The sequence below is a fragment of the Streptomyces fildesensis genome, assembly GCF_016107395.1.
Taxonomy (GTDB): Bacteria; Actinomycetota; Actinomycetes; order Streptomycetales; family Streptomycetaceae; genus Actinacidiphila; species Actinacidiphila fildesensis.
The window spans coordinates 71,914-95,893 of sequence record NZ_JAAIKO010000001.1; the positions used below are offsets into that span (position 1 = coordinate 71,914).

The window sequence follows — 23,980 nt, forward strand, 5'->3', positions numbered from 1 at the left end:
CTCGATCCGTGATCGCCGAACGGGTTTGGCGTCGCGCCCGAGCCCTGGCAGGATGCCCGCCCGCATCCCATCCGCCCATGTCAGGCGCCATGGGATCCGCACCGGGCGCGATACGGGGCCCGTCAGGTACGGACCAAGAGGTTCGAACGGCGCTCCGGCAGAATTGAGCCATGCGCATCGAGAGCAGCACCGAGCCCGGCACCCCCGACCACCCCAACGAGGACTTCCTTTCGCTGGCCCTGCCCGCTTCCGGGCACGGTGGCGTGCTGGTTCTGCTGGATGGCGTGACGCCGCGGCCCGGCAACGGGGACTGCATCCACTCGGTGCCCTGGTTCGTGGCGCGGCTCGGCGGGGCCCTGCTCGAACTGTCCGTTTCGCGACCGGAGATGACTCTCTCCGACTGTTTGGCGTCCGCAATTGCCCGTACGGCGGACGCGCACCGCGACACCTGTGATCTTTATCACCAGCTCACACCGCAGGCCACGGTGGTCACAGTCCGGTGGAACCAGGACACTGTGGAGCATCTCGTGCTCTCCGATTCGGTGCTGCTCCTGGAGGCCGCCGACGGCAAGATCACACCGGTGCTGGACGACCGCATCGACCGGCTGGTGGCCGAGGGCCGCGCCGTCCCCGCGCTGCGCAACGCCGAGGGCGGCTTCTTCACCGCCGCCGCCGATCCGGCGGTGGTCTCCCGCGCGGTCACCGGCACCACCCCGCGCGGCGACGTCCGCGCGTTCGCGGCGCTGAGCGACGGGGCGACCCGGCTGGTCGAGGTCTTCCGTACGGACGACTGGGCCGGCACCTTCGCGCTGCTGCGCGAGGAGGGACCGCAGACGCTGATCCGGCGGGTGCGCGCCGTGGAGGCCGCCGACCCCGAGGGCCGCGCCGTCCCGCGCGGCAAGCCGTTCGACGACGCGACGGCCGCCCTCGTTGAGCTCTGACCCGGCGGGTCGCTTTCATCCGTCCGGAGGGGGCCTCCAGGGCGTGCCCTAGTCCTCCGAGCCCTGCAGTTCGTTCAGCCGCTGCAGCAGCCGGGCCAGTTCGCTGACCTCGCCGCGGTCCCAGGCCGCCAGCCGCCGGAGGTAGCGGGAGCGCCGGGCGGCGCGCACGCGGGAGAAGCGCTCGCGGCCCTCGGCCGTCATCCGCATCAGGAAGGCGCGGCCGTCGGCGGGATCCGGCTCGCGGGTGATCAGCCCCAGCACCTCCAGCGCGCGCAGCTGCCGGCTCATGGTGGCCTTGCCGACGCCGAAGTACGCGGCGAGGTCGGTGGCGCGCTCGGGCTCGCACTCCTGGAGCCGGACCAGGAGCCCGTAGGCGGCGGGTTCCAGTTCCGGGTGCAGCTCACGCGCCATCTCGCCGGAGGACGCGCGAGCCCGCCGGTAGAACACCGTCAGCTCGCGTTCCAGGGCTTCCATCTGCTCGTCCACAGCGCTCCCGCTTTCAGGGGGCTGAAAGTTTCTTTCAGCGATCGTCGTTCCCGCAGCTGCTCAAGTATTTCGTAGGTGTAGACCAACGGCGGTTCCCGGGGACCCTTCCACGCGCGTAGTTTCCGCCCCTACCTTCGTCTTGTCATGGCCACCCCAAGGCCATGGTGCGCGTCAGGCCCCGTCCCCCATGGAGGAACATATGTCCTTCGGAGCCCAATCCGCCGTGCGCAGATCAGGATTCTTCCGCACCCGGACGGCCTTCGCCGCCGGACTGCTCTTCGCTGTGCTCGCCCTCTTGTTCTCCCTGCCGAATTCCGCCGGCGCGGTCGGCAGCGGCCCGATGACCCACCCCGAACTCGACTGGATGGGCTCGACCATCCGCGCCCACGAGGGCGGCAGCACCACCGGAGGCGTGGCCACCCCACTGGTCACCCAGACTCCGGGCATGGACGTCAGCGGCTACCAGGGCAACGTCAACTGGTCCGCGGCCTGGTCCAACGGCGGACGGTTCGCCTACATCAAGGCCACCGAGGGCACCTCGTACACCAATCCCTACTTCGCCCAGCAGTACAACGGCTCGTACAACGTCGGGATGATCCGCGGCTCGTACCACTTCGCGCTGCCGGACAACTCCGGCGGCGCCGCCCAGGCCGACTACTTCGTCAACCACGGCGGCGGCTGGTCCGGTGACGGCAAGACCCTGCCGGGCGCGCTCGACATCGAGTACAACCCGTACGGCGCCACCTGCTACGGCCTGAGCGCGAGCAGCATGGTCAGCTGGATCGCCTCGTTCAGCAACGAGTACCGCGCCCGTACCGGCCGGTACCCGACGATCTACACCTCCACCAACTGGTGGACCCAGTGCACCGGCAACAGCAGTGCCTTCGCCGCCAACAACCCGCTGTGGATCGCGCGCTACTCCACCAGCGCCGGCACCCTGCCGGCCGGCTGGGGCTTCCACACCATCTGGCAGTACGCCGACTCCGGCGTCTTCCCCGGTGACCAGGACCGCTTCAACGGGGCCTACGACCGGCTGCAGGCCTTCGCCAACGGATAGCCGCCCGGCCCGCTGAACCGCACAGAACACGGAAACAGAACACGGAACAGGGCGCCGCCCCTCCGCACGGGGGGAGGGGAGCGCCCTGTTCTGTGTGCACCGCTCCGTTGCCGCCACGGCAGCGGTCCGACGGTCAGGCGGCGACCGGGATCCGGTCCTCCGTCACCGACTGCTCGAGCGCCAGCTTCAGCACCTGCCGGACGTCGGAGACCGGGTGCACCTCGAGCTTCTCCAGGATCTCCGCGGGCACGTCGTCCAGGTCGGGCTCGTTGCGCTTCGGGATGATCACCGTGGTGATTCCGGCCCGGTGCGCGGCCAGCAGCTTCTGCTTGACGCCGCCGATCGGCAGCACCCGCCCGGTCAGCGACACCTCACCGGTCATCGCCACATCGGTGCGGACCCGCTGCCCCGACAGCAGCGAGGCGAGCGCCGTCGTCATCGTGACGCCCGCGCTCGGGCCGTCCTTCGGGATGCCGCCGGCGGGCACGTGGATGTGCACACCGCGCTCCTTCAGGTCGCCGACCGGCAGCTCCAGTTCCGCGCCGTGCGAGCGCAGGAAGGAGAGCGCGATCTGTGCCGACTCCTTCATGACGTCGCCGAGCTGGCCGGTGAGGGTCAGCCCCGATCCGCCCGTCTCCGGGTCGGCCAGCGACGCCTCGATGAACAGCACGTCGCCGCCCGCCCCGGTCACGGCCAGGCCGGTCGCCACCCCGGGGACGGCCGTCCGCCGCTCGTCCGGCTCCTGCGCCGACTCGGGGGTGTGGTGCGGCCGCCCGATCAGCGCCCGCAGATCCGCGTCGGTGACGGTGAACGGCAGCTTCTGCTCGCCCAGTTCGTGCCGGGCCGCGATCTTCCGCAGGATGCGGGCGATCGACCGCTCCAGGGTGCGCACACCCGCCTCGCGGGTGTACTCCCCGGCGAGCTTGCGCAGCGCCGAATCGTCGAGCGACACCTCGTCGGTGACCAGTCCGGCCCGCTCCAGCTGGCGCGGGAGCAGGTGGTCACGGGCGATGGTGACCTTCTCGTCCTCGGTGTAGCCGTCCAGCCTGACCAGTTCCATCCGGTCGAGCAGCGGCTCGGGGATCGAGTCCAGGACGTTGGCGGTGGCCAGGAAGACCACATCGCTCAGGTCCAGTTCGACCTCCAGGTAGTGGTCCCGGAAGGTGTGGTTCTGTGCCGGGTCCAGCACCTCCAGCAGTGCCGCCGCCGGGTCGCCCCGGTAGTCGGAGCCGACCTTGTCGATCTCGTCGAGCAGCACCACCGGGTTCATCGACCCGGCCTCCTTGATGGCCCGGACGATGCGGCCGGGCAGCGCGCCGACGTAGGTGCGCCGGTGGCCGCGGATCTCCGCCTCGTCCCGGACGCCGCCGAGCGAGACCCGGACGAACTTCCGTCCCATCGCCTTCGCGACGGATTCGCCGAGCGAGGTCTTGCCGACCCCGGGAGGGCCGACGAGCGCCAGCACGGCGCCTCCGCGACGGCCGCCCACGACGCCCAGACCGCGGTCCGAGCGGCGCTTGCGCACCGCCAGGTACTCGGTGATGCGCTCCTTGACGTCGTCGAGGCCCGCGTGGTCCGCGTCGAGCACCGAGCGCGCGCCCGGGATGTCGTACACGTCGTCGGTGGTGGTGTTCCACGGCAGTTCGAGCACCGTGTCCAGCCAGGTGCGGATCCAGCTGCCCTCGGGCGAGGCGTCGGAGGAGCGCTCCAGCTTCTCGACCTCCTTGAGCGCGGCCTCGCGGACCTTCTCCGGCAGATCGGCGGCCTCGACGCGGGCCCGGTAGTCACCGGCCTCGTCCTCCGGCTCACCGTTCAGCTCGGACAGCTCCTTGCGGACGGCGTCCAGCTGCTGGCGGAGCAGGAACTCGCGCTGCGCCTTCTCCATCCCCTCCTGCACGTCCTTGCGGATGGTGTCCGCGACGTCCTGCTCCGCGAGGTGGTCGCGCAGCGTGGCGATGGCGATCCGCAGCCGCTCCACCGGGTCGCCGGTCTCCAGCAGCTGCAACCGCTGCTCGGTCGTCAGGAACGAGGAGTAGCCGGAGTTGTCCGCGAGCTGCGAGACGTCCTCGATCTGCTGCACCCGGTCCACGACCTGCCAGGCGCCGCGCTTGCGCAGCCAGCTGGTGGCCAGTGCCTTGTACTCCTTGACGAGCTCGGCGACCGCGCCGGGCGCCTCGGTGACCGCCGGCTCCTCGACCTTGGTCGCCTCCACCCACAGCGCGGCGCCGGGTCCGGTGGTGCCGGCCCCGATCCGCACCCTGGTCACCCCGCGGATGACCGCGCCCGGGTCCCCGTCGGGCAGCCGGCCGACCTGCTCGATCCAGCCGAGCGTGCCGACCGCGGCGTACGTGCCGTCGATCCGTGGAACAAGCAGCACCTGCGGCTTGCTCTTACTTCCTGAGACGTGCGCGGCCTGCGCGGCTTCCACGGCCGCGCGCACCTCGGTGTCGGTCAGGTCCAGCGGCACCACCATGCCGGGCAGCACCACAGCGTCATCCAGTGGCAGCACGGGCAGGGTGAGCGGTCCGGACGATGCGGTTACAGCAGCCATGATCTCTCCCTAAGCAAGCAAGTTGAGCTATGTGGACTCAATGCATCTGATGCCCCCGGTGTTCCCCAACGGATGTTCGCTCTGAGCGATCACGTTCGTGACGCCCGGAAAGGACGCCGGGTGCCCCTTTTGGGCCACGTAGCCGAGCGCGCCGACCGCCCCGTACGCTGCATGCCAACCGGGACGACCTTGTGGGGCGGCAATGGACAGCACACAGACGACACCAGGCGCACAGCGCCGGGTGCTGGTGGTGGAGGACGATCCGACGATCGCCGACGCCATCGCGGCAAGGCTGCGCGCCGAAGGGTTCCAGGTACGCACAGCGGGCGACGGACCCACCGCGGTGGAGACCGCGATCGCCTGGCAGCCCGATCTGCTGGTGCTCGACGTCATGCTGCCCGGCTACGACGGCCTGGAGGTCTGCCGCCGGGTCCAGGCGCAGCGGCCGGTGCCGGTGCTGATGCTGACCGCACGTGACGACGAGACCGACATGCTCGTCGGCCTCGGGGTCGGCGCGGACGACTACATGACCAAGCCGTTCTCCATGCGCGAGCTGGCCGCCCGGGTGCACGTACTGCTGCGCCGCGTGGAGCGCGCGACGATAGCCGCGCACAGCCCGCGCGGCGGCAGTCTGCAACTGGGCGACCTGGAGATCGACAACTCCCAGAGACGGGTCCGGGTGCGCGGCACGGATGTGCACCTGACCCCGACCGAATTCGACCTGCTGGTGTGCCTGGCACAGCAGCCGCGCGCCGTCCTCTCCCGTGAGCAGCTGCTCGCCGAGGTCTGGGACTGGGCCGACGCGTCCGGCACCCGCACCGTCGACAGCCACGTGAAGGCGCTGCGCCGCAAGATCGGCGCCGAGCGGATCCGTACGGTGCACGGCGTCGGCTACGCGCTGGAGACCCCGGCCCCATGAGGCTGTGGGCGCGCCTGTGGGCGGCGCTGAGGCCCTACGACCCGCTGCGGTCCATCAAGGCGGCCCTGCAACTGCTGGTCGTCGTCTCGGTGCTGATCACGACGCTGCTGGTGATCGTCGCGATCCACTCGGCCACCGAGCTCCGGGTGATCACGATCTTCTCGATCATCGCCTGTCTGCTGATCACCCAGTTCGTGGCGCACGGCCTGACGGCGCCGCTGCGGGAGATGACCGCGGTCGCGCGGGCCATGGCGCAGGGCGACTACAGCCGACGGGTGGCGCAGGTGCGCCGCGACGAGGTCGGTGAGCTGGCGGAGACGTTCAACCGCATGGCGGCCGATCTGGAGGCCGTCGACCAGCACCGCAAGGAACTGGTGGCGAATGTCTCACATGAGCTCAGGACGCCCATCGCGGCGCTGCGCGCGGTCCTGGAGAACGTCGTCGACGGGGTGTCCGAGGCCGATCCCGAGACGATGCGGACCGCGCTGCAGCAGACCGAGCGGCTGGGCAAGCTGGTCAGCCAGCTGCTGGACCTGTCCCGGCTGGACAGCGGCGCGGTGCACCTGGACGCCAAGCCCTTCGAGGTCTGGCCCTATCTGTCGGCCGTCCTGAAGACGGCCAGCCTGGGCATGGAGGGCGCCGCCCGCGCCGGCCGGCGCAGCCGCCCCCGCGCCGACGTCCATCTGCACCTGGACGTCTCACCGCCGGAGCTGACCGCGTACGCCGACGCCGAGCGGCTGCACCAGGTGGTGGCCAACCTCGTCGACAACGCCGTCAAGCACAGCCCGCCCGGCGGCCGGGTCACCGTCCGCGCCCGGCGCGGGGCCGTGCCCGGGAGCCTGGACCTGGATGTGCGGGACGAGGGTCCGGGCATCCCGGAGTCCGAGCGCAACCGGGTCTTCGACCGCTTCAACCGGGGCGCCCACCCCGGCGGCGACGGCGGTACGGGACTGGGGCTGGCCATCGCCCGCTGGGCGGTCGATCTGCACGGCGGGGACATCGAGGTGGCCGAATCCCCCCGTGGCTGCCGGATCCGCGTCACGCTTCCGGGTTCGGTTCCCGCGCAACGTTGACATAGGCTGGCAATACGGGTGCGGCGGACAGCGGGCCGTACTCGTACGGGGGGACGCCGTCACAACCCCTTAAGAGGGACCAATTTCCCGCCATGCACAGCGCCGAAACCCCTCTTCCGGTGTGACTTACGCGACGACTGACCCCCGGGCCTGCGCCGAACGGCCCGGTAGGCGTAGCCTTTATTCCCGCTGTCCACCATCTTGTGAAGCGGAAGAGGGCGGTTGCCGCCGTGTCGCCACAGTCCCCCAATAGCTCGAGCACATCGATCGAGACCAACGGTCAGGGCAAGAGCCCTGCCGCGGGCTTCGGCCCCAACGAGTGGCTCGTCGATGAGATCTACCAGCAGTACCTCCAGGACCCGAACTCGGTAGACCGAGCCTGGTGGGACTTCTTTGCCGATTACAAGCCAGGGACGGACACGGGTTCGTCCGTGGCCGCCCCGGCCGCGCCGGCCCCGGCCGCCCCGGTCACGGCTGCTGTCCCTGCCCCACAGGCCGCGCCGGCCGCTGCGAAGGCCGCCGCTCCGGCGCCGGCCGCCGCGGCAGCCACGCCCGCGGCCACCAGCCCGGCCCCCGCCAAGCCGGCCGCCGCTCCCGCGAAGGCTGCGGCAGCCCCGGCCAAGGCCGCGGAGCCGGCAGCGGCTGCCGAGGGACCGGAGTACGTCACGCTGCGCGGCCCGTCGGCCGCCGTCGCGAAGAACATGAACGCCAGCCTCGAACTGCCGACGGCGACCAGCGTTCGCGCGATTCCCGTGAAGCTGCTGTTCGACAACCGCATCGTCATCAACAACCACCTCAAGCGCGCCCGGGGCGGGAAGGTCTCCTTCACGCACCTCATCGGGTACGCGATGGTGCAGGCCCTCAAGGCCATGCCGACGATGAACCACTCCTTCACGGAGAAGGACGGCAAGCCGACGCTGGTCAAGCCGGCCCACGTCAACCTGGGCCTGGCCATCGACCTGGTGAAGCCCAACGGCGACCGCCAGCTGGTCGTCGCGGCCATCAAGAAGGCCGAGACGCTCAACTTCTTCGAGTTCTGGCAGGCGTACGAGGACATCGTCCGCCGCGCCCGCGCGAACAAGCTGACGATGGACGACTTCACCGGCGTCACCGCGTCGCTGACCAACCCCGGCGGCATCGGCACCGTGCACTCCGTGCCGCGGCTGATGCCCGGCCAGGGTCTGATCCTCGGCGTCGGCGCGATGGACTACCCGGCGGAGTTCCAGGGCACGTCGCAGGACACCCTGAACAAGCTCGGCATCTCCAAGGTCATGACGCTGACCAGCACCTACGACCACCGGGTCATCCAGGGTGCGGCGTCCGGCGAGTTCCTGCGCCAGATGAGCCTGTTCCTGCTCGGCGAGAACGGCTTCTTCGACGACATCTTCGAGTCGCTGCGGATCCCGTACGAGCCGGTCCGCTGGCGGACCGACATCGACACCGCGCACGACGACGACGTCACCAAGGCCGCGCGGGTCTTCGAGCTGATCCACTCCTACCGGGTCCGCGGCCACGTCATGGCCGACACCGACCCGCTGGAGTACCGCCAGCGCAAGCACCCGGACCTGGACGTCCTGGAGCACGGCCTCACCCTGTGGGACCTGGAGCGCGAGTTCGCGGTCGGCGGGTTCGCCGGCAAGTCGCTGATGAAGCTCCGCGACATCCTCGGTGTGCTGCGCGACTCGTACTGCCGCACCGTCGGCGTCGAGTTCATGCACATCCAGGACCCGAAGCAGCGCCGGTGGATCCAGGACCGCGTCGAGCGGTCGCACACCAAGCCGGAGCGCGACGAGCAGCTGCGGATCCTGCGCCGGCTGAACGCGGCCGAAGCGTTCGAGACGTTCCTGCAGACCAAGTACGTCGGCCAGAAGCGGTTCTCGCTGGAGGGCGGCGAGTCCGTCATCCCGCTGCTCGACGCCGTCATCGACGCGGCCGCCGAGTCGCGTCTGGACGAGGTCGTCATCGGCATGGCCCACCGTGGCCGGCTGAACGTGCTGGCGAACATCGTCGGCAAGTCGTACGCGCAGATCTTCCGCGAGTTCGAGGGCAACCTCGACCCGAAGTCGATGCACGGCTCCGGCGACGTCAAGTACCACCTGGGCGCTCAGGGCACCTTCACCGGTCTGGACGGCGAGCAGATCACCGTCTCGCTGGCGGCGAACCCCTCGCACCTGGAGGCCGTCGACCCGATCGTCGAGGGCATCGCGCGCGCCAAGCAGGACATCATCAACAAGGCGGGCACCGACTTCACCGTCATGCCGGTCGCGCTGCACGGCGACGCGGCCTTCGCCGGCCAGGGCGTCGTCGCGGAGACGCTGAACATGTCGCAGCTGCGCGGCTACCGCACCGGCGGCACCGTGCACATCGTGATCAACAACCAGGTCGGCTTCACCGCCGCCCCGGCCGCGTCGCGCTCGTCGATGTACTGCACCGACGTCGCCCGCATGATCGAGGCGCCGATCTTCCACGTGAACGGCGACGACCCGGAGGCCGTGGTCCGCGTCGCGCGGCTGGCCTTCGAGTTCCGCCAGACGTTCAACAAGGACGTCGTGATCGACCTGGTCTGCTACCGCCGCCGCGGTCACAACGAGGCCGACAACCCGTCGTTCACCCAGCCCCTGATGTACGACCTGATCGACAAGAAGCGCTCGGTGCGCAAGCTCTACACCGAGTCCCTCATCGGCCGGGGCGACATCACCCTGGAAGAGGCCGAGCAGGCTCTGCAGGACTACCAGGGCCAGCTGGAGAAGGTCTTCACCGAGGTCCGCGAGGCCGCCTCCACCCCTGCCGCCACCGAAATGCCGGTGCCGACGCAGGAGTTCCCGGTCAAGCTGGACACGGCGATCAGCCAGGAGACCATCAAGCGGATCGCCGCCGCCCAGGTCAACATCCCGGACCGGATCACCGTCCACCCGCGCCTGCTGCCGCAGCTGCAGCGCCGCGCGGCCAGCGTCGAGGACGGCACAATCGACTGGGCGATGGGCGAGACCCTCGCCGTCGGCTCGCTGCTCATGGAGGGCACCCCGGTCCGGCTCGCCGGCCAGGACTCCCGCCGTGGCACGTTCGGCCAGCGGCACGCCGTGCTGGTCGACCGGGAGACCGGCGAGGACTACACCCCGCTGCTCTACCTCTCCGAGGACCAGGCCCGTTACAACGTCTACGACTCGCTGCTCAGCGAGTACGCGGCGATGGGCTTCGAGTACGGCTACTCGCTGGCCCGGCCCGAGGCGCTGGTGATGTGGGAGGCGCAGTTCGGTGACTTCGTCAACGGCGCGCAGACCGTCGTCGACGAGTTCATCTCCTCCGCCGAGCAGAAGTGGGGCCAGACGTCCGGCGTCACCCTGCTGCTGCCGCACGGCTACGAGGGACAGGGCCCGGACCACTCCTCGGCCCGCATCGAGCGGTTCCTGGCGATGTGCGCCCAGAACAACATGACGGTCGCCAGCCCCACCACGCCGGCGAACTACTTCCACCTGCTGCGCTGGCAGGTGCACAACCCGCACCACAAGCCGCTCATCGTCTTCACCCCGAAGTCGATGCTGCGACTGAAGGCCGCGAACTCCCGGTCCGAGGACTTCACTTCGGGCGGGTTCCAGCCGGTCATCGGTGACACGACGGTCAGCCCGTCCGCCGTCCGCAAGGTGGTCTTCTGCTCCGGCAAGGTCTACTACGACCTGATCGCGGCACGTGAGGCCAAGGGCGCGAACGAGGTCGCCATCGTCCGGATCGAGCGGCTCTACCCGCTCCCCGGCAAGGAGATCCAGACCGAGCTGGCGCGGTACACCGGTGCCCAGAAGTACGTGTGGGCGCAGGACGAGCCGGCCAACCAGGGTGCGTGGCCGTTCATCGCGCTGAACCTGATCGACCACCTGGACCTGGTGCTGGGCGCCGCTCCCGACAACGCCGACCGACTGCGCCGGGTTTCCCGCCCGTCGTCCTCGTCGCCGGCCGTCGGCTCCGCCAAGCGCCACCAGGCCGAGCAGGAGTCCCTGGTCAACGAGGTCTTCGAGATCTGACCACGGGCGCACGACACCACGTGCGACAAGGGCCGGGCCCGCTACCTGAATCCAGGTGGCGGGCCCGGCCCTTGTCCGTGCCCAGGCGGTGCGCTAGGTGCCCTGGGGCTCGAAGTCCCAGAACGGCCGGGTGCGGGACCGGGCGGAGACGGTGTGGACGTGCTGGGCGCCCTGCGTCGCGGACAGCGAGGCGAGCGCCTCCTCCTCGATCTTCTCCGCCTCCTGGATCTTGCGCAGCGCCCGCAGGTCGGCGGCGAGCGCGATCCGGGCGGAGAGCGTCAGCGGGTGGGTGGCGCCCAGGGAGACCGCGGCGCGCGCCGATGTGTCGCGGCTGAGTTCGGCCGCCCCTTCGGGATCACCGGAGAAGTTGCGGGTGGCGGTGGCGTTCAGTGCGCAGCCCAGCGTCCAGGGATGGTCCGGTCCGACCGCCTCGTTCATCCCCGTGAGCGCCTCCTCGATCAGTTCCTGGGCCTGTTGGCGCTCACCCGCCGCGCGCAGCACGAGCCCGTTGTTGCCGAGGCAGCCCAGCACATACGGGTGTACGGGGCCGAGAGTGGCGCGGTAGCGCCGGGCGACACCCTCGCCGACGCCGCGTGCGCGGTCCAGGTCGCCGTGTTCGCGTGCCACACAGGAGTAGCTGGAGGCGACCATGAGCGTCAGGGGGTGGTTCTCGCCCAGCACCCGCTCCACTCGTTCCAGCAGCCGGGCCAGCAGCACCGGGGCGCGGCGTTCACCCGTCCGGTACTGGCCCATGATGAGGGTGTGTTCGGCCCGCAGGGTCTGCGGGTTGTCGACGCCCATGACGTCGCGGTGGGTACGGACGCTGCGTTCCTGTACCGAGACGGACTCGTCGTACCGTCCGAGCAGCCGCAGGTCCCAGGCGTAGTTGATCTCGGAGAAGAGCGTCCAGGAGTGCCGCGGGCGCAGCGCGTCGCGACGGATGTCGAGGGTCTGCCGGTCGAGTTCGAGCGCCTCCTGGTAGCGGCCGAGCAGCCGCACCGAGACGGCGAGGTTGTTGCGGGCGCTGAGGGTGCGCGAATCGCGGTCCCCGACGAGTTCGAGATAGCCCTCCAGCACCAGCCGGGACACCTCGTGCGCCTCGTCGTACCGGGCGAGGCCGCGCAGGGACGCGGCCAGGCCGGTGGCGGCGCGCAGCAGGTCGAGGTCCTGCTGCCCGCGCTCCTCCCGCAGATGGTCCACGGCGATCCGGCAGATCGACTCAGCCTTCTCGTAACTGCCGGTCGCGTGCAGGAGGTTGGCGTAGTGCCGGGTGATGTCCCAGATACGGGGGTGGAATTCCCCGAGCAGTGCCTTCCAGGCGGCGAGCCCGCGTTCCGCCAGCTTGAGCCCGGAGGTGTACTCGCCCGACAGGTACATGTACCGGAGCGAGTTGAGCACCAGCTGCTGGATGTCCGGGTCGGTGCTCTCCAGCACCCCCGCCGCCTTCAGGTGCGGCGTGATCTCCGCGTACCGCGGCCACAGCCGGGTGTCGGTGGGCCGGCCCGGGTCGGCGGCGGCCAGCGCGCGGCGCACCACCACGGCGTACTCGCGCCGGTCGGCCTCGGACATGCCGTCGCGCACCGTCTGGTGGACCATGCGGTGCATGTGCAGGATCTCGGAGCCGCCGCCCGGATCGTCGGACCCCACGTCGTGCGACTCGCGGCGGACCACCGAGTACTGGACGAGCTTGGCCGTGGCGTCGTTCCAGCGCAGCGGATCGTTCATCAACCCGACGAGCTGCTCGGGAAGGTCACGTACCGGCAGTTCGCGCAGCAGCCGGACCGGAATGGGACCGGGCGCGAAGAAGACGCACATCCGCAGCAGGTCGATGGAGGCGGGCTCGGTGTCCCGCAGTTGGTTGAGCAGTATCGACCAGGCGGTCTGGAAGGTCATCGGGAAGTCGGCGGCGACCTTGAGGCCGGCCTCGGAGTTGTTCCCGGTGCTCAGCAGCCCGATGTACTCGTCCACCGACATGGTGGAGTCGCTCAGCCAGCCGGCCGTCTGGTCGAGCAGCAGCGGCAGGTCCTCCAGCGCCTCCGCGAGCCGGTCGGCGTCGGTGTCGTCGAGCCTGTCGGCCCGGCGGCGGACGAAGGCGACGCTCTCGTCGCGGCTGTAGACGGGGACCTCCATCAGGGCGGTGTTGTGTTCGCCCCAGGCCCGGTTCTGCGAGGTGATCAGCACATGCCCGGGTCCGCTGGGCAGCAGGTCCGCGATGTCCCCGACCTGGTCGGCGCCGTCCAGTACGAGCAGCCAGCGGGAGTACGGGTTGCCTCGGCGCAACGCGTCGAGCACGGCGCGCAGCCGCTCGCCGTACTCGGGCCCGGTGGTGAGGCCGAGGGCCGGGGCGAGTTCGGCCAGCCGCTGGCGCAGGGTGCCGCGCTGGTCGGCGGGGACCCACCACACCGCGTCGTACTCGGAACCGAAGCGGTAGACGTACTCGGCGGCGATCTGGGTCTTGCCGACGCCGGACATGCCGAGCAGTGTCACGACGGCGGCGCCGTGTTCGGCCTGCTGCAGCCGGTGATAGATGCTGCCGAGCAGGTTCTCCCGGCCGGTGAACCGGATGTTGCGGCGCGGGACGCCGCCCCAGACCCGCGGCTGGTCGGCGGGGAAGCGGGGGCCGGAGCGGGCCGGGTTCTCCTCCAGGGGAGCGGTGTCGACGGTACCGAGCCGTGCCAGCAGCCGGCGTTCGGCCTCATGCGCGCCGATGCCCCACAGTGAGGAAGCGCTGAGCGCGGCGGTCGCGGTCGGGAGCGCGGCGTTGGTGACGGAGACCGCGGCGAAGCGGTCGGTGTTCGTCGCGACGACGGCGCGCAGCGCCTGGTTCCACTCCTCGTGGGTGCGCGGGCCCAACTGGAAGTACCAGTCGCTGAGAATGACGAGGATGCGTCCCTCGGCGAGCAACAGGTCTTCGAGCGCCTGCTCGATCGTGGTCCCCGGGGGCGGGTCGAACCGCTCGAAGGCGACCCGGTGCCCCTGCCGTTCGAGACGCGAGCCGATCCACGCGGCCCAGGCCCGGTTGAATCCCGCGAAACTGATGGTGACGGGCTGCCTTTCGGCCGTTGCCGCCGACTTCCGCACTACGGCCATGCGACCGTCTCCCTCGTGATGCGAACGAACGTACGGCCTCGACGGACCGTCAGATCCCTTAGCTGGGAACATACACCGGTGATTCCCCTCCCGAGGTCCGCCTCCACCACATCCCGCGGGCGGTCTCCACATACGCACTCGCGCGGGCCAAGTGCCCCTCGGGCGGGGGATGATCCTTCAATCGGGTGAGCTGTCGGACCATGGCGTTGACGAACACTCTTCCCTCGGGCGTGAGGCTCCGCGATCCGGCCAGCGCGGGCAGTGCGGCGCCGACCTGTTCGCGGCAGCGGGAGTGTTCGGCCCACGCCTTGTCGCGTTCCGCGGCGTCCTTGGTGTCCCTGGCGAACAGCTGCCAGTACTCGGCGAGTGCCAGATGGGAGTACGCGCCCTGCAGCAGCCCGTCGAAGGGCCGCGGATCGGGCCGCCAGGGGGCCCAGTACCGTCGCTGGGCATCCGCCGTATGTAGCGGTACAAGGTCGGCGAGAGCACCGAGTTTGGCGTGCTGCAGTTCATGGACGAGCGTCGCGGCGAGATACCCGGGGCTCTGCGGGATGCTGCTGAGCACGGCGCCGAAAGCCTCGCGGCGGGTCCCGCTGCGGGACACACCGCTGGTGTGCGACCCCGCACCGGGCGACGGGAGCAGCGGCACGAAGCACTCCAGCAGATCCGCCACCTCGGCGGGACGCGTCTCCCCGCCGAGGTGCAGCACGGCCATGGCGCCCGCCCAGGCGTGCTGCCACTGGTCGGACTCGGCGGGCGTCAGCCGGTCGCCGGCCCGCGGGCAGTGCCGTTCCAGTCCGCTGCCCTGCGTCCGGAACGGGTCGATCTCGTCGAGCAGGACCGGCCGCGGTCCACCGGTGAGGACCCGCAACGGGAACCAGCGCGGATCGTCCGACCGCCAGCTCCCGTCGGGGCCGCGGCGGATCACGGCAGGGGCGTCCCCCTGCGGAGTGACCGTCAGCACGTCCCCGTCGAAGAGGAGTTCAACGGTTCCGAACGCCTGCTGACCGCCTCCGCCGGTCGCGCTCAGCGCCCCCAGAGTGGGCAGTGGCAGCGCACCGTCCTCGTCGTCGAGCCGGAGGGCGAACGGCACACCGGCGCGTACCCCGGCGGCCGCCGCGAGGGCGCCGAGGTAGGCCAGCTCGTGGGTGAGTGCCGGTCCGTGCCCCCCGGTGCCGAGCCGGAGCAGGCAGCGGCGGACCCAGGGGCCGACGAGGGGGTAGAACAGCACACGCCGCGTCGCGTCCCGGTCGAACCGGTCGGCGGCCTCCAACAGCGCCCAGTGCCGGCGGAACACGGGCGCGGCCGGGCCGCGGTGCTGTGCGACCGCGTCGGACAGGGCGCGGAGCTGGAGCAGCCGCAGCCGGTGCTGGCCCGCCGCGAGAAGGGCGAGCTCCGCACGCCCGCCGTGGGTGCCGCCGAGTTCCCGGAGCAGGGCGTCGGAGATGCGGCCGGCCGCACCGGAGAGGATCCCTGTGGTCATGCCGCGGCCGCCTCGGCCAGCCGATCCGCGACATGCCGGATCAGCCGCTGGAGATCGGCGCAATATACGGACGGATGGCGGAAGCCCTCGCCGTCGACATATCGGTGGGCGTAGTTGCCGCCGCCGCACACCTGGACCAGCGGGCACCGGCGGCACTGCCCGGCCAGCGCGGCGAGCCCGCCCTGGCGGGCGGCGACACCCGGGTGTGCGAGTGCCTCGTCGAACGTGTGGTGGAAGACGTCGAGCCCGGTGGCGGCGGCGCCCTCGTAGGCGGACTTGAGCGAGTCCACCTGCTCGATGCTGCCGTCGGTCTCCACCACCACGGCGTCGAACGCCCGCAGCCCCAGCGATTCGGTGGCCGCCGGGACGCCGAGGAGCAGCGCGAGGCACTCCTCGAAGATCCGCACCCGGATCCGGCGGCGGTCGGACCGCCACCACTGGTCGAAGACGGTGCACAGCCAGTCGCCGTACGGGGACGGCCGCTCGGCCGGCGCGGGCAGGCCTGGCGGCGGCACACTCCAGTTGCCGTGCGGGAGGAGGAAGTCCACCGCGGGCGGCGAGAAGTCGAGCAGCGACCCGTAGACCTCGGCGGGGTCGGAGGCGAGGTCGACGACACAGAGCACGCCCGCGTAGCTCCCCCGGTGCCGGTCCTCGGCGAGCAACCGCAGCCCGCGGGCGGCGGCCGGCCAGGACGGACGGCCCGCGTGGTCCACTCGCGCCAGGTTGTGGCCGGGCAGCCCGCCGTCGAGACTCACCCCGACCCGGATCCGGTGCGCGGCCAGCGTCCGCAGCCGGTCGTCGTCGAGCAGCGTGCCGTTGGTCTGGACGGTGCCGTGCACGGCGCAGTCCACGGGCACCGCGGCCCGCACCCGGTCGACGACGGCGCCGAGCGCTTCGGTCTCGGCGAGCAGCGGTTCGCCGCCGTGCAGGACGACCGCGATGTCGGTGAGCCCGTGCGCGGCGGCGTGTTCGGCGATCCGGGCGGCGGTGGCGTCGAGCACCGGTGCGGCGGGGGTAGCGGGACGGTGCCGCCAGCCGCTGTCCGGGCCCGCGTAGAGATAGCAGTAGCGGCAAGCGAGGTTGCAGCGGCCGTTCATCTTGAGGATGAACTGGCGGAAGGGGACCGCACGTGGACCGTCCGGTCCTGCCGGTTCCCGCGACGTCACCGGTCCTTCCGTGGCCTGCCTCACAGCATGTCCCCTGTCCCCCGGTCCGTGGCGGAACCTTCCTTCTCTCGCGGCAGCACAAACCCCGGTGCGGCGGCATTGTCCGGATCGGCCTGCGATCCGACCGAAACCGGGCGGGGCACCAGGGCGAAGGAGCCGGGCGGCCGCGCGTTCAGAAAGCGCTGTTGAATGCCCAAAGGGTCTCGGACGGCTCACCCAGCCGGGTCCGCAGGCCCTCCAGTACCTCGGACAGCACGGGGTGGTCCAGTTCCCGCAGCGTCTCCAGATCCAGGTCCAGCAGATCCGGCAGTCCGTCCGGATCTGCCGCCGTTCCGGTACGCTCCGCGCTATTTTCCTGACCCATCGTCACACCACCCTCAATTCCCCGCAGTTGGGGCCCATCTGGGATGCCCGCCCATCGGGTGGGCAAAACCCCCGGCACGGCGTCGGGAACGCCGCGCCTACCGTCCGCCGCCCAGAGCGGCCAGCCGTTCCGCCGTCCAGTCGGCGTCCCGTCCGCCACCGTCCGGGAGTCTGCGCCACTCCTCCAAGGCCGCCCGGTACGCCTCCCGCGCGGCCCGCGGCCGTTGTGCCGCCTCGTACACCACACCGCGCCGGTGGTGCGCCTCGGCCGTCAGCCGCACCGCCGGGGCCGGGTCGGCCGACCCCTCCTCGGCAGCCCTGGCCGTCTCGGCCGCCCTGCGGAAGGCGTCCGCCGCCTGGTCCAGCCGGTCGGATCCCCCGGTGTGCCGGAAGTTCAGCCGGTTCGCCTCACCCAGCTCCAGCCAGGCGCGGGCCCGCACCAGCGGAGCGCCGCCGTTCCGGGCCGCGAGCCCGAAGATGTGCTCGGCCTCGCGGAGGTCGACCAGGTCCTGACTCGTCCGGTACCGCAGCAACAACGCCCGGCCCAGCATCATCAGCCGCTGGGTGAGCCGGGGGTGACCGGCCGGGGACTGCATCCGGCAGTCCCGCAGCACCCGGATCGCACGGGAGACGAACGCCGCCCCGCCCGCCAGTTCCGCCCGCTGGAGCAGGACCGTGCCCCACTCCTCCATCAACTCGCCGTACTCGGGCCGGTCCCGCATCATCTGGTGGCCCGCATCCTGGAACCGGTCGGCCGCCTCGTCCAGATCCGACGGCGGCCCGCCCGCCGCATACCGGTGCACCCACAGCCGGGCCGACCGGACCAGCACCTCGGCCCGGAGTATCCGCTCCCTGACGTCCTCCAGCGTCCGCGCCACCAGCCGGCCGGCCTGCTCCAGCCGGTCGCCCGCCAGCAGCAGTGCGTCGATCAGCAGCAGCTGAACCCGGACCCTGTCCTCGATCGGCGCCTGTTCCGCGGCCAGCGCTGCGCGGGCGTACTCCAGCGACCCGGCGGCCTGCGCGGCGTACACCCGGGAGCGCTCGGCATCGTCACCCGTCCCGGCCAGCATCAACAGCGCCCGCCCGCGGGCCAGCGAAAGGCCGGCCGGCTGGGGGACGTCCTCCCCGGACCGGGGATGCCCGTCGGAGTACGCCTCCAGCATGCCGATGGTCTCCTGCAACGGCCCGGTCTCACCGCTGAGCCGCCACTGCTCCTCCAGCGCCTCGGCCCGCTCCAGGGTGATCCGCAGCGTCTCGTCCGGCTCCAGCCCGGCGCCCGCGCCGGCCGCCGTGAACTCCCGGTCGGCGCGCCGCAGCAGCTCCAGCGCGGCCTGCCGCTGGCCGAGCGCCCGCAGGTCGGAGGCGGCCGCGTGCAGCACCCGGGCCAGCACGGCGCGGGCCCGCACCGCACCGGGCGAGGCGACCGCGATCTCCGCGGCCTCCTGCGCCTCGCGCAGCAGACCGGCCTCGCCCTGCAGCCGCCACAGCCGCAGCAGGTTCTGCGCCAGCTCGCCCCACAGCTCGGGATCGGCCGCGGTCGGCAGCGCGGCGGCCGCCGCCCGGCGGAGCAGTTGTACGGCGTCCAGCAGGCTCTGCACCATGCCGTCGGACTCGAAGCGCCCGACGAGCACCCTGGCCCGTTCCAGCGCCGCCTGCGAACGGGGAGCGCCGGCGCCCTCGACACCGATCTGCTCGGTCACGTCCGTCAGCGGGATGAAGCGTTCCAGCACCTTCGCCGCCACCTGGGCGAAGGGCTGCGCGGCCCGCCGGGCCGACTCCTCCGCACCGCCGTCCAGCGCCGGTATCCGTCCCGGCACGGCTCCGCCGCCACGGCCGTCCGCCAGCTGGGCGATGGCCAGCGCCGGGAAGTTGGGGCCGCCGAGCCCGAACCGCTGCTCGACGTACTCGGAGCAGTGCTTGAGCACCAGCAGTGCCTCGTCCCGCCCCAACGGGCCCAGCAGGACGTCCTGGACGCCCTCGGCGAACGCGTACCACTGCGCCGGCGGACGTACCGCGGGCACCTCGCCGATCACGGTGCCGTACGCGGGGGTGTCCAGCACTGTTCCGTACGGGGGCGTCTCCGTTCCGGGACCGCCGGAGCCGCCCGAGCCGGCCCGGGTGAGCAGCCCGCTGAGCAGCACCTCGGAGAGTTCCGCGGGTCCGGAGTCGGGCAGCATCGTGCGCTGCACCAGCTGCATCACCGGCAGATAGAGCGGGGCCGCGGCCACGTACACCGCGAGCTGCGCAGCGCCCGGGGAGGCGGCGGACCGGAACCGGGCGACGAGCTCGGCCGGGGCCAGCGGTCTGCGCGGCCGGGACGGCGGTGCGGCCGGCTGGTCGGCGCGCACCCAGCCCACCGCGGCCGGCACCGGTCCCGTGCCGGTGCCCGACAGCAGCCGCGCCCACGCGCCCAGCGCGGCGGCGGTCGGCGGCAGCACCGGGACCGGGACCATGCCGGGTCGCTCCAGCGCGCCCTCCCCCTCGAAGTGCAGCGTCGCCGACTGTCCGGGGCCTTGTCCTCGCATCAGCAGCCCGTACGAGGTCGGCAGCCGGGTACGGGACCACAGCCGCTGCGGCAGCGGCTGGAGCACGGCGACGGGCGCGTGCCGGGACAGCCGGTGCAGCAGCCGGTGCGCCTCGCCGCTGCGCCACAGCGGGCCGGCGCAGTCGCTGACGAGCACTGTCACCTGACGTCCCGTCGGGTCGTTGAGCTGGTCCGCGGAGCGCAGCCCGGCGGCGCCGGGTTCGAAGCGGCGGCTCACCGCGGCGCCGCCGTCCGGGGTCTGGTGCAGATACTGCACATGGACGTCACGGAAGGCGCCCAACTGGCCGAAGACCTGCTGGAACTCGCCGAGCATGCGTTCCCACACGTACATCGACGACGAGGCGTCCATCAGCAACTGCAGCGAGGCGTCGCCCCGCGAGATGCTGCGGAAGACCGGCATCAGCAGACCGCCGGCCCGCGCGCTGCGCTCCGCCGTCGCCGACTCGTCCAGCTCGCTGCGGATCGGCGGTGCGGCGCTGTGGTAGCGCTGCAACGGGCGCAGCGCCCGCTGCAGTTCCAGCAGTCCCGGCAGTGCGGGTGCCTCGGGCACGCCGATGGAGAAGGCGCCGCCCGGCAGCGGGGAGCCCCGTCCGCCACCGGCCGTACGGTCCCGGTCCCCCGGATACAGCGCGATGCTGCCCCCGGGCAGACCGCCGCCGGGATGGCCGGATCCCGCCCCCGGATCGTCGGGACGGTCCCCCGCGTCGGCCGCCGGGTCCGCCGGCCGGTCCACGGTGTCCACCGCGGCCGTCCCGGTCGCCCGGTCCGCCGGGCGCGGGCCGTCGGCCCACTCACCGGGCTCCGCGCCGGCCCCGGCGGGCTGCGACCAGCGCGCCAGCCAGACGGCGTCGGCCAGTTCACCCAGGTCCGGGTCGAGCCCCGCCCCGCGCAGCCGCTCGATGATCTCCGCGAGCGGATCACGGCGCGGCCGCGGAGGCGGCGACGGAGGCGGCTGGGCCTCGGGTGGCGGGGAGGGGGGAGGCGCTGTCACACCCTCACCTCGGCCGGTCGAGTCGCTGGATGAGCATGTCGGCGAGCCGGTCGCGGGACGGCGGCGCGGCGTGGTGCGTGAGGTAGATCGCGTTCAACAGCTGGTCGGCGGCGAGGAGTTCGCTGCGCGAGCGCTCCAGGAACCGGGTGATCAGATCGTCGCCGATTCTGGCCGCCTCGGTCCCCAGATGCGCCCGGACCACGGTGGCCAGCCGTTTGTGGTCGGGCTGCCCCAGTTCGAGATGGATGCAGCGCCGCAGCAGCGGCGCCGGGAAGTCGCGCTCGCCGTTGCTGGTGAGCACGACGAAGGGGAAGGCCCGGCAGCCGACCCGGCCGTCCTCGACCGTCACCTTCGTACTGTCGTCGGTGAGCACCTCGACCCGCGGCTCGCGCTCGGCGAGCCGTTCGAGCTCGGGGATCGCGAACTCGCCCTCCTCCAGCACGTTCAGCAGGTCATTGGGAAGATCGATATCGCTCTTGTCCAGTTCGTCCACGAGCAGGACGCGGGGCCGCGCCGTCGGCAGCAGCGCCGTGCCCAGCGGGCCCAGCCGGATGTAGCTGCCGATGCCGCCGGGCGTCTGGGCCCGGCCGCTCGCCGCGATCTGGGTGTCCTGGAGCCGCGCGATGGCGTCGTAGCGGTAGAGGCCGTCCTGCAGCGTGGTGCGGCTGACGATGGGCCAGCGCAGCACCCGTCCGAGACCCAGCTCGTACGCGACGGCATGCGCCAGCGTGCTCTTGCCGGTGCCGGGACTGCCGGTGACCAGCAGCGGACGGCGCAGGTACAGCGCGGCGTTGACGATCTCCAGCTCTTCCGGACTGGGCCGGTGCAGCTGCGCCATGTGCCGGTACGCGCCGAGCCTGCGGGTCGAGGCGCTGTCCGTGCCGGGGCCGGGCTCGACGAGGGGGCCGCCGTCGAAATCCCGCCACGGCGGCGGATCGGGCAGCGTACTGATCCCGTCGTGCGGCTCCCCGGCACCCCGGTAGATCAGCCACTCGTTCTCTTCGTTGCCGTCGGTCCCGGCATTCCCGTCGGGCCGCGCGTTGATGTCAGGCACTACATGCTCCTCGTCGCTCGTACGTCGATGGCAGGAGCGCAGACCACGTATCGACCGTCCCACGGAGTGGGGGCGGAACATAAGGGGTGTGTTCGGCCGGTCATGGCGTCTCCAGCGGCTGATCGGTGCCGGGCAGCGGGCGGGTCGGGTCGTCGTACAGCAGGATCAGTCCCTTGGAGATGTAGGCCTCGGGCTCGCGGCGGGCGAGATCGGCACGCAGCTTACGCACCGCCTCCGGCAGCCGGTCCGCCTGCGCGGCGGCGGCGACCGCGTGTTCCACCCCCCGGTGGAAATCGGTGCACACCAGGTCCCGTTCGGCCCGTTCGCGGCGCCAGAGGACCACTCCGTACCCGGCGTTGGTGACCCGGCGCAGGTTCGCGGGGCCGTCCTCGGCATCCGAGGCCCGGCACAGCGCGGGCACCGAGTACAGGCCACGGGAGCGCAGTTCGTCGTCCGAGGGGACCGGCCCCGGCTCCCCGGCGTCGCAGTCCAGCACCACCGGTTCCATCGGCCCGGCCTGCACCCGCTTCCAGCGGGCCCTCCGCAGGGCCGCGTCCTCGCCGACCTCGTCCGGGTCGTACTCCGGGTCGGCCCGGCGCACCACGACCGGACGCTGCTCCCCCAGCGTCGTCCCGTCCGCCGGTATCCGCCAGGTCTCCACCGGCAGTTCGAGCAGCGCTCTGACCACCGCCACCTGCAGGACCGCCCGGCGGTCCGGCTCGTCGCAGCGGCGGAACGCCTCGGCGAGCGGGGCGCTCAGCCGCACCGGCAGTTCGCCGAGGCGGGTGCCTTCCGCACCCTCGGCCACCGGCCGGACGTCGCCCGCCGCGTCCACGATGGCGATCCGCCAGTCGTAGCTGTCCCGTTCCCAGCCGCGGCGGTCGATCTCCAGCAGCACCGAGGGGTGCGAGACCGCCTCACGGGCGGGCGGACCGCCGGCGCCCGGGACCCGCACACCGGACGGGCCGGGGTCCGTCCTGCGGTCGTTGACCCGGGCGAGCCATTCGCGGCCCAGCTCGTTGCGGAAGCCGCGCGACAGGTCCCGTTCGCTCGCGGCGACGGCCGCCGCCCAGTTCCACAGCCGCCGCTCGGCGCCGTGCGCCGCCTCGTACGGGCGCTCCGCCGTCGCCGCATGGACGCAGTAGCGCAGCACCGTCTCCAACTCGCTCTGCCCGCGCCGCAGTTCGTAGAGCAGCCCGAGCCCGTCGCGCCAGCCGCGCGGCGCCAGCGGCAGGTTCTCGCAGGGCTGGCCGCGCAGTTCGTTGACCGTCGCCAGCAGGCTCAATGTGCTGACCGGTGGCGGGAGTTCGGCGAGCAGTCCGAGCAGTTCGGTGCGCATCCCGGGCGAAAGGGCGCGCCCGGGGGTGGCGCCCATCAGGTTGTGGGCGTCGGTCCAGGTCGTGACGTTGGTGTCGGCGCGCCGGTGGCGGTCGGCATGATGCCGGTCGTGGGCGTGCACCACCCGCTGGAAGAGGTCGTCGGACTCGGCGCCGACCGGCCCCTGCGGCAGCGGCAGCCCGCGTAACTGCACGACGGATATGGCCAGTCCGCCGTCCTGGCCGCCGCGCCGGGCCTTGAGCACGCCGATCACCTCGCCACGGGCGAGGTCGACGACCGGGCCGCCGGAGGCGCCCGACGGGATCTCGTCCTCGTTGCCGAGGCGGAGCTTGCCGTCCTTGCCCAGCTCGCCGCGGATCGTGCACCGGCCGCTGACGTCCTCGACCTCGCCGTCCACCTCCATGCAGCCGAAGAAGGCGACTTCCTTGCGGGTGAAGACCTTCGAGGTGCGCTCGGTGAGCCAGACACAGGCGTGCGGCACCGGTTCCAGCAGCCGGATCAGCGCCAGGTCGGGGGCGGGCCACAACCCCGGTCCGGGATTCGCCGCCGGTTCGGCCCATTCGACGCGGCCGCGGACCGTGCGCCCGTCGAAGGTGATGCCGACCTCGCGCCCACCGTCAACCACCGCGCCTCCCTCGCCCCGGAGCGCCACATGGGCGCAGGTGAGCACCCAGTTGGGGGCGACGAAGAAGCCGCTGCCCCATGGGCGGACGGCGACGTCCCCGGCGGACGGACCGCCGGACCCGTCCGGGGCATACCCGGACGGAGGGGCATGAACACGTACGGTGGCGGCTCTCACCAGGGGCGCCAGGGTCTCGAAGGGATCCGAGTCCTCGTCCTGTGCGTCCTGTGCGCCCCCATACCCCCCTGTCACGCCGCGCCACCCCCCGTTCGGCCAGCAGTAACG

14 protein-coding genes are annotated in these 23,980 nt (G+C 71.9%); 5 read left to right on the forward strand and 9 right to left on the reverse strand.

Annotated features, from left to right (window positions below):
- The first annotated feature begins 170 nt into the window (after positions 1-170).
- Entirely contained in the window at positions 171-941 is a 771-nt protein-coding gene (locus C6N31_RS00270) for a hypothetical protein (RefSeq protein ID WP_138350880.1), read from the forward strand.
- A gap of 48 nt (positions 942-989) precedes the next feature.
- Here the strand turns inward: C6N31_RS00270 and C6N31_RS00275 are convergent, their stop codons facing one another.
- On the reverse strand, positions 990-1,415 hold the full coding sequence (locus C6N31_RS00275) for a MarR family winged helix-turn-helix transcriptional regulator (protein ID WP_138351069.1): 426 nt from the start codon (positions 1,413-1,415) through the stop codon (positions 990-992).
- Between the two features lie 211 nt (positions 1,416-1,626).
- Here C6N31_RS00275 and C6N31_RS00280 point away from each other — a divergent pair, with 211 nt between their 5' ends.
- Positions 1,627-2,484 carry a lysozyme gene (locus C6N31_RS00280; RefSeq protein ID WP_138350881.1) on the forward strand — a complete coding sequence of 286 codons (858 nt, stop codon included), beginning with the start codon at positions 1,627-1,629 and terminating at the stop codon, positions 2,482-2,484.
- 133 nt (positions 2,485-2,617) lie between these two features.
- Here the strand turns inward: C6N31_RS00280 and lon are convergent, their stop codons facing one another.
- Positions 2,618-5,035, reverse strand: a complete 2,418-nt coding sequence (lon, locus tag C6N31_RS00285; RefSeq protein ID WP_138350882.1) for an endopeptidase La — start codon at positions 5,033-5,035, stop codon at positions 2,618-2,620.
- Between the two features lie 202 nt (positions 5,036-5,237).
- On the opposite strand from lon, the gene C6N31_RS00290 reads away from it, so the two are divergent.
- The 3 genes from C6N31_RS00290 to C6N31_RS00300 all read left to right on the forward strand — a co-directional run bounded on the left by C6N31_RS00290 (position 5,238) and on the right by C6N31_RS00300 (position 11,043).
- Complete coding sequence (locus tag C6N31_RS00290; RefSeq protein ID WP_138350883.1) at positions 5,238-5,954, forward strand: response regulator transcription factor; 717 nt, start codon at positions 5,238-5,240, stop codon at positions 5,952-5,954.
- Positions 5,951-7,027: a HAMP domain-containing sensor histidine kinase gene (locus tag C6N31_RS00295; RefSeq protein WP_138350884.1), complete on the forward strand. Its 1,077-nt coding sequence runs from the start codon at positions 5,951-5,953 to the stop codon at positions 7,025-7,027. The genes C6N31_RS00290 and C6N31_RS00295 overlap by 4 nt, the downstream gene beginning before the upstream one ends.
- Before the next feature lie 230 nt (positions 7,028-7,257).
- The gene (locus tag C6N31_RS00300) at positions 7,258-11,043 is read left to right on the forward strand and encodes a multifunctional oxoglutarate decarboxylase/oxoglutarate dehydrogenase thiamine pyrophosphate-binding subunit/dihydrolipoyllysine-residue succinyltransferase subunit (RefSeq protein ID WP_198356990.1); all 3,786 of its coding nucleotides are present in this window, start codon (positions 7,258-7,260) and stop codon (positions 11,041-11,043) included.
- A gap of 93 nt (positions 11,044-11,136) precedes the next feature.
- Here the strand turns inward: C6N31_RS00300 and fxsT are convergent, their stop codons facing one another.
- From fxsT to C6N31_RS00335, 7 genes are all read right to left on the reverse strand, one after another.
- On the reverse strand, positions 11,137-14,133 hold the full coding sequence (fxsT, locus tag C6N31_RS00305; protein WP_138350886.1) for an FxSxx-COOH system tetratricopeptide repeat protein: 2,997 nt from the start codon (positions 14,131-14,133) through the stop codon (positions 11,137-11,139).
- A 58-nt stretch (positions 14,134-14,191) separates the two neighbouring features.
- Positions 14,192-15,616 (reverse strand): HEXXH motif domain-containing protein, encoded by a 1,425-nt coding sequence (locus tag C6N31_RS00310; RefSeq protein WP_138350887.1) that lies wholly within the window; start codon positions 15,614-15,616, stop codon positions 14,192-14,194.
- Positions 15,613-16,713, reverse strand: coding sequence for an FxsB family cyclophane-forming radical SAM/SPASM peptide maturase (locus C6N31_RS00315; RefSeq protein ID WP_138351071.1), 1,101 nt, complete (start codon positions 16,711-16,713; stop codon positions 15,613-15,615). The genes C6N31_RS00310 and C6N31_RS00315 overlap by 4 nt, the downstream gene beginning before the upstream one ends.
- A gap of 241 nt (positions 16,714-16,954) precedes the next feature.
- Positions 16,955-17,146 carry an FxSxx-COOH cyclophane-containing RiPP peptide gene (gene fxsA, locus C6N31_RS00320; RefSeq protein WP_138350888.1) on the reverse strand — a complete coding sequence of 64 codons (192 nt, stop codon included), beginning with the start codon at positions 17,144-17,146 and terminating at the stop codon, positions 16,955-16,957.
- Positions 17,147-17,243: 97 nt separating this feature from the next.
- A complete protein-coding gene (locus tag C6N31_RS00325; protein WP_198356991.1) occupies positions 17,244-20,681 on the reverse strand; it encodes an SAV_2336 N-terminal domain-related protein in 3,438 nt (1,145 codons plus the stop codon).
- A 4-nt stretch (positions 20,682-20,685) separates the two neighbouring features.
- The gene (locus C6N31_RS00330; RefSeq protein ID WP_244809411.1) at positions 20,686-21,735 is read right to left on the reverse strand and encodes an AAA family ATPase; all 1,050 of its coding nucleotides are present in this window, start codon (positions 21,733-21,735) and stop codon (positions 20,686-20,688) included.
- Between the two features lie 100 nt (positions 21,736-21,835).
- Positions 21,836-23,947: a VMAP-C domain-containing protein gene (locus C6N31_RS00335; protein ID WP_244809410.1), complete on the reverse strand. Its 2,112-nt coding sequence runs from the start codon at positions 23,945-23,947 to the stop codon at positions 21,836-21,838.
- Positions 23,948-23,980: the final 33 nt, after the last annotated feature.

Excerpts from the sequence above, each read along its gene's own strand:
- fxsT (WP_138350886.1), bottom strand. The coding sequence starts at position 14,133 with ATGGCCGTAGTGCGGAAGTCGGCGGCAACGGCCGAAAGGCAGCCCGTC.
- C6N31_RS00295 (WP_138350884.1), top strand. The coding sequence starts at position 5,951 with ATGAGGCTGTGGGCGCGCCTGTGGGCGGCGCTGAGGCCCTACGACCCG.
- C6N31_RS00270 (WP_138350880.1), top strand. The coding sequence starts at position 171 with ATGCGCATCGAGAGCAGCACCGAGCCCGGCACCCCCGACCACCCCAAC.
- C6N31_RS00310 (WP_138350887.1), bottom strand. The coding sequence starts at position 15,616 with ATGACCACAGGGATCCTCTCCGGTGCGGCCGGCCGCATCTCCGACGCC.
- C6N31_RS00280 (WP_138350881.1), top strand. The coding sequence starts at position 1,627 with ATGTCCTTCGGAGCCCAATCCGCCGTGCGCAGATCAGGATTCTTCCGC.
- C6N31_RS00290 (WP_138350883.1), top strand. The coding sequence starts at position 5,238 with ATGGACAGCACACAGACGACACCAGGCGCACAGCGCCGGGTGCTGGTG.
- C6N31_RS00275 (WP_138351069.1), bottom strand. The coding sequence starts at position 1,415 with ATGGAAGCCCTGGAACGCGAGCTGACGGTGTTCTACCGGCGGGCTCGC.
- lon (WP_138350882.1), bottom strand. The coding sequence starts at position 5,035 with ATGGCTGCTGTAACCGCATCGTCCGGACCGCTCACCCTGCCCGTGCTG.
- fxsA (WP_138350888.1), bottom strand. The coding sequence starts at position 17,146 with ATGGGTCAGGAAAATAGCGCGGAGCGTACCGGAACGGCGGCAGATCCG.
- C6N31_RS00315 (WP_138351071.1), bottom strand. The coding sequence starts at position 16,713 with ATGAACGGCCGCTGCAACCTCGCTTGCCGCTACTGCTATCTCTACGCG.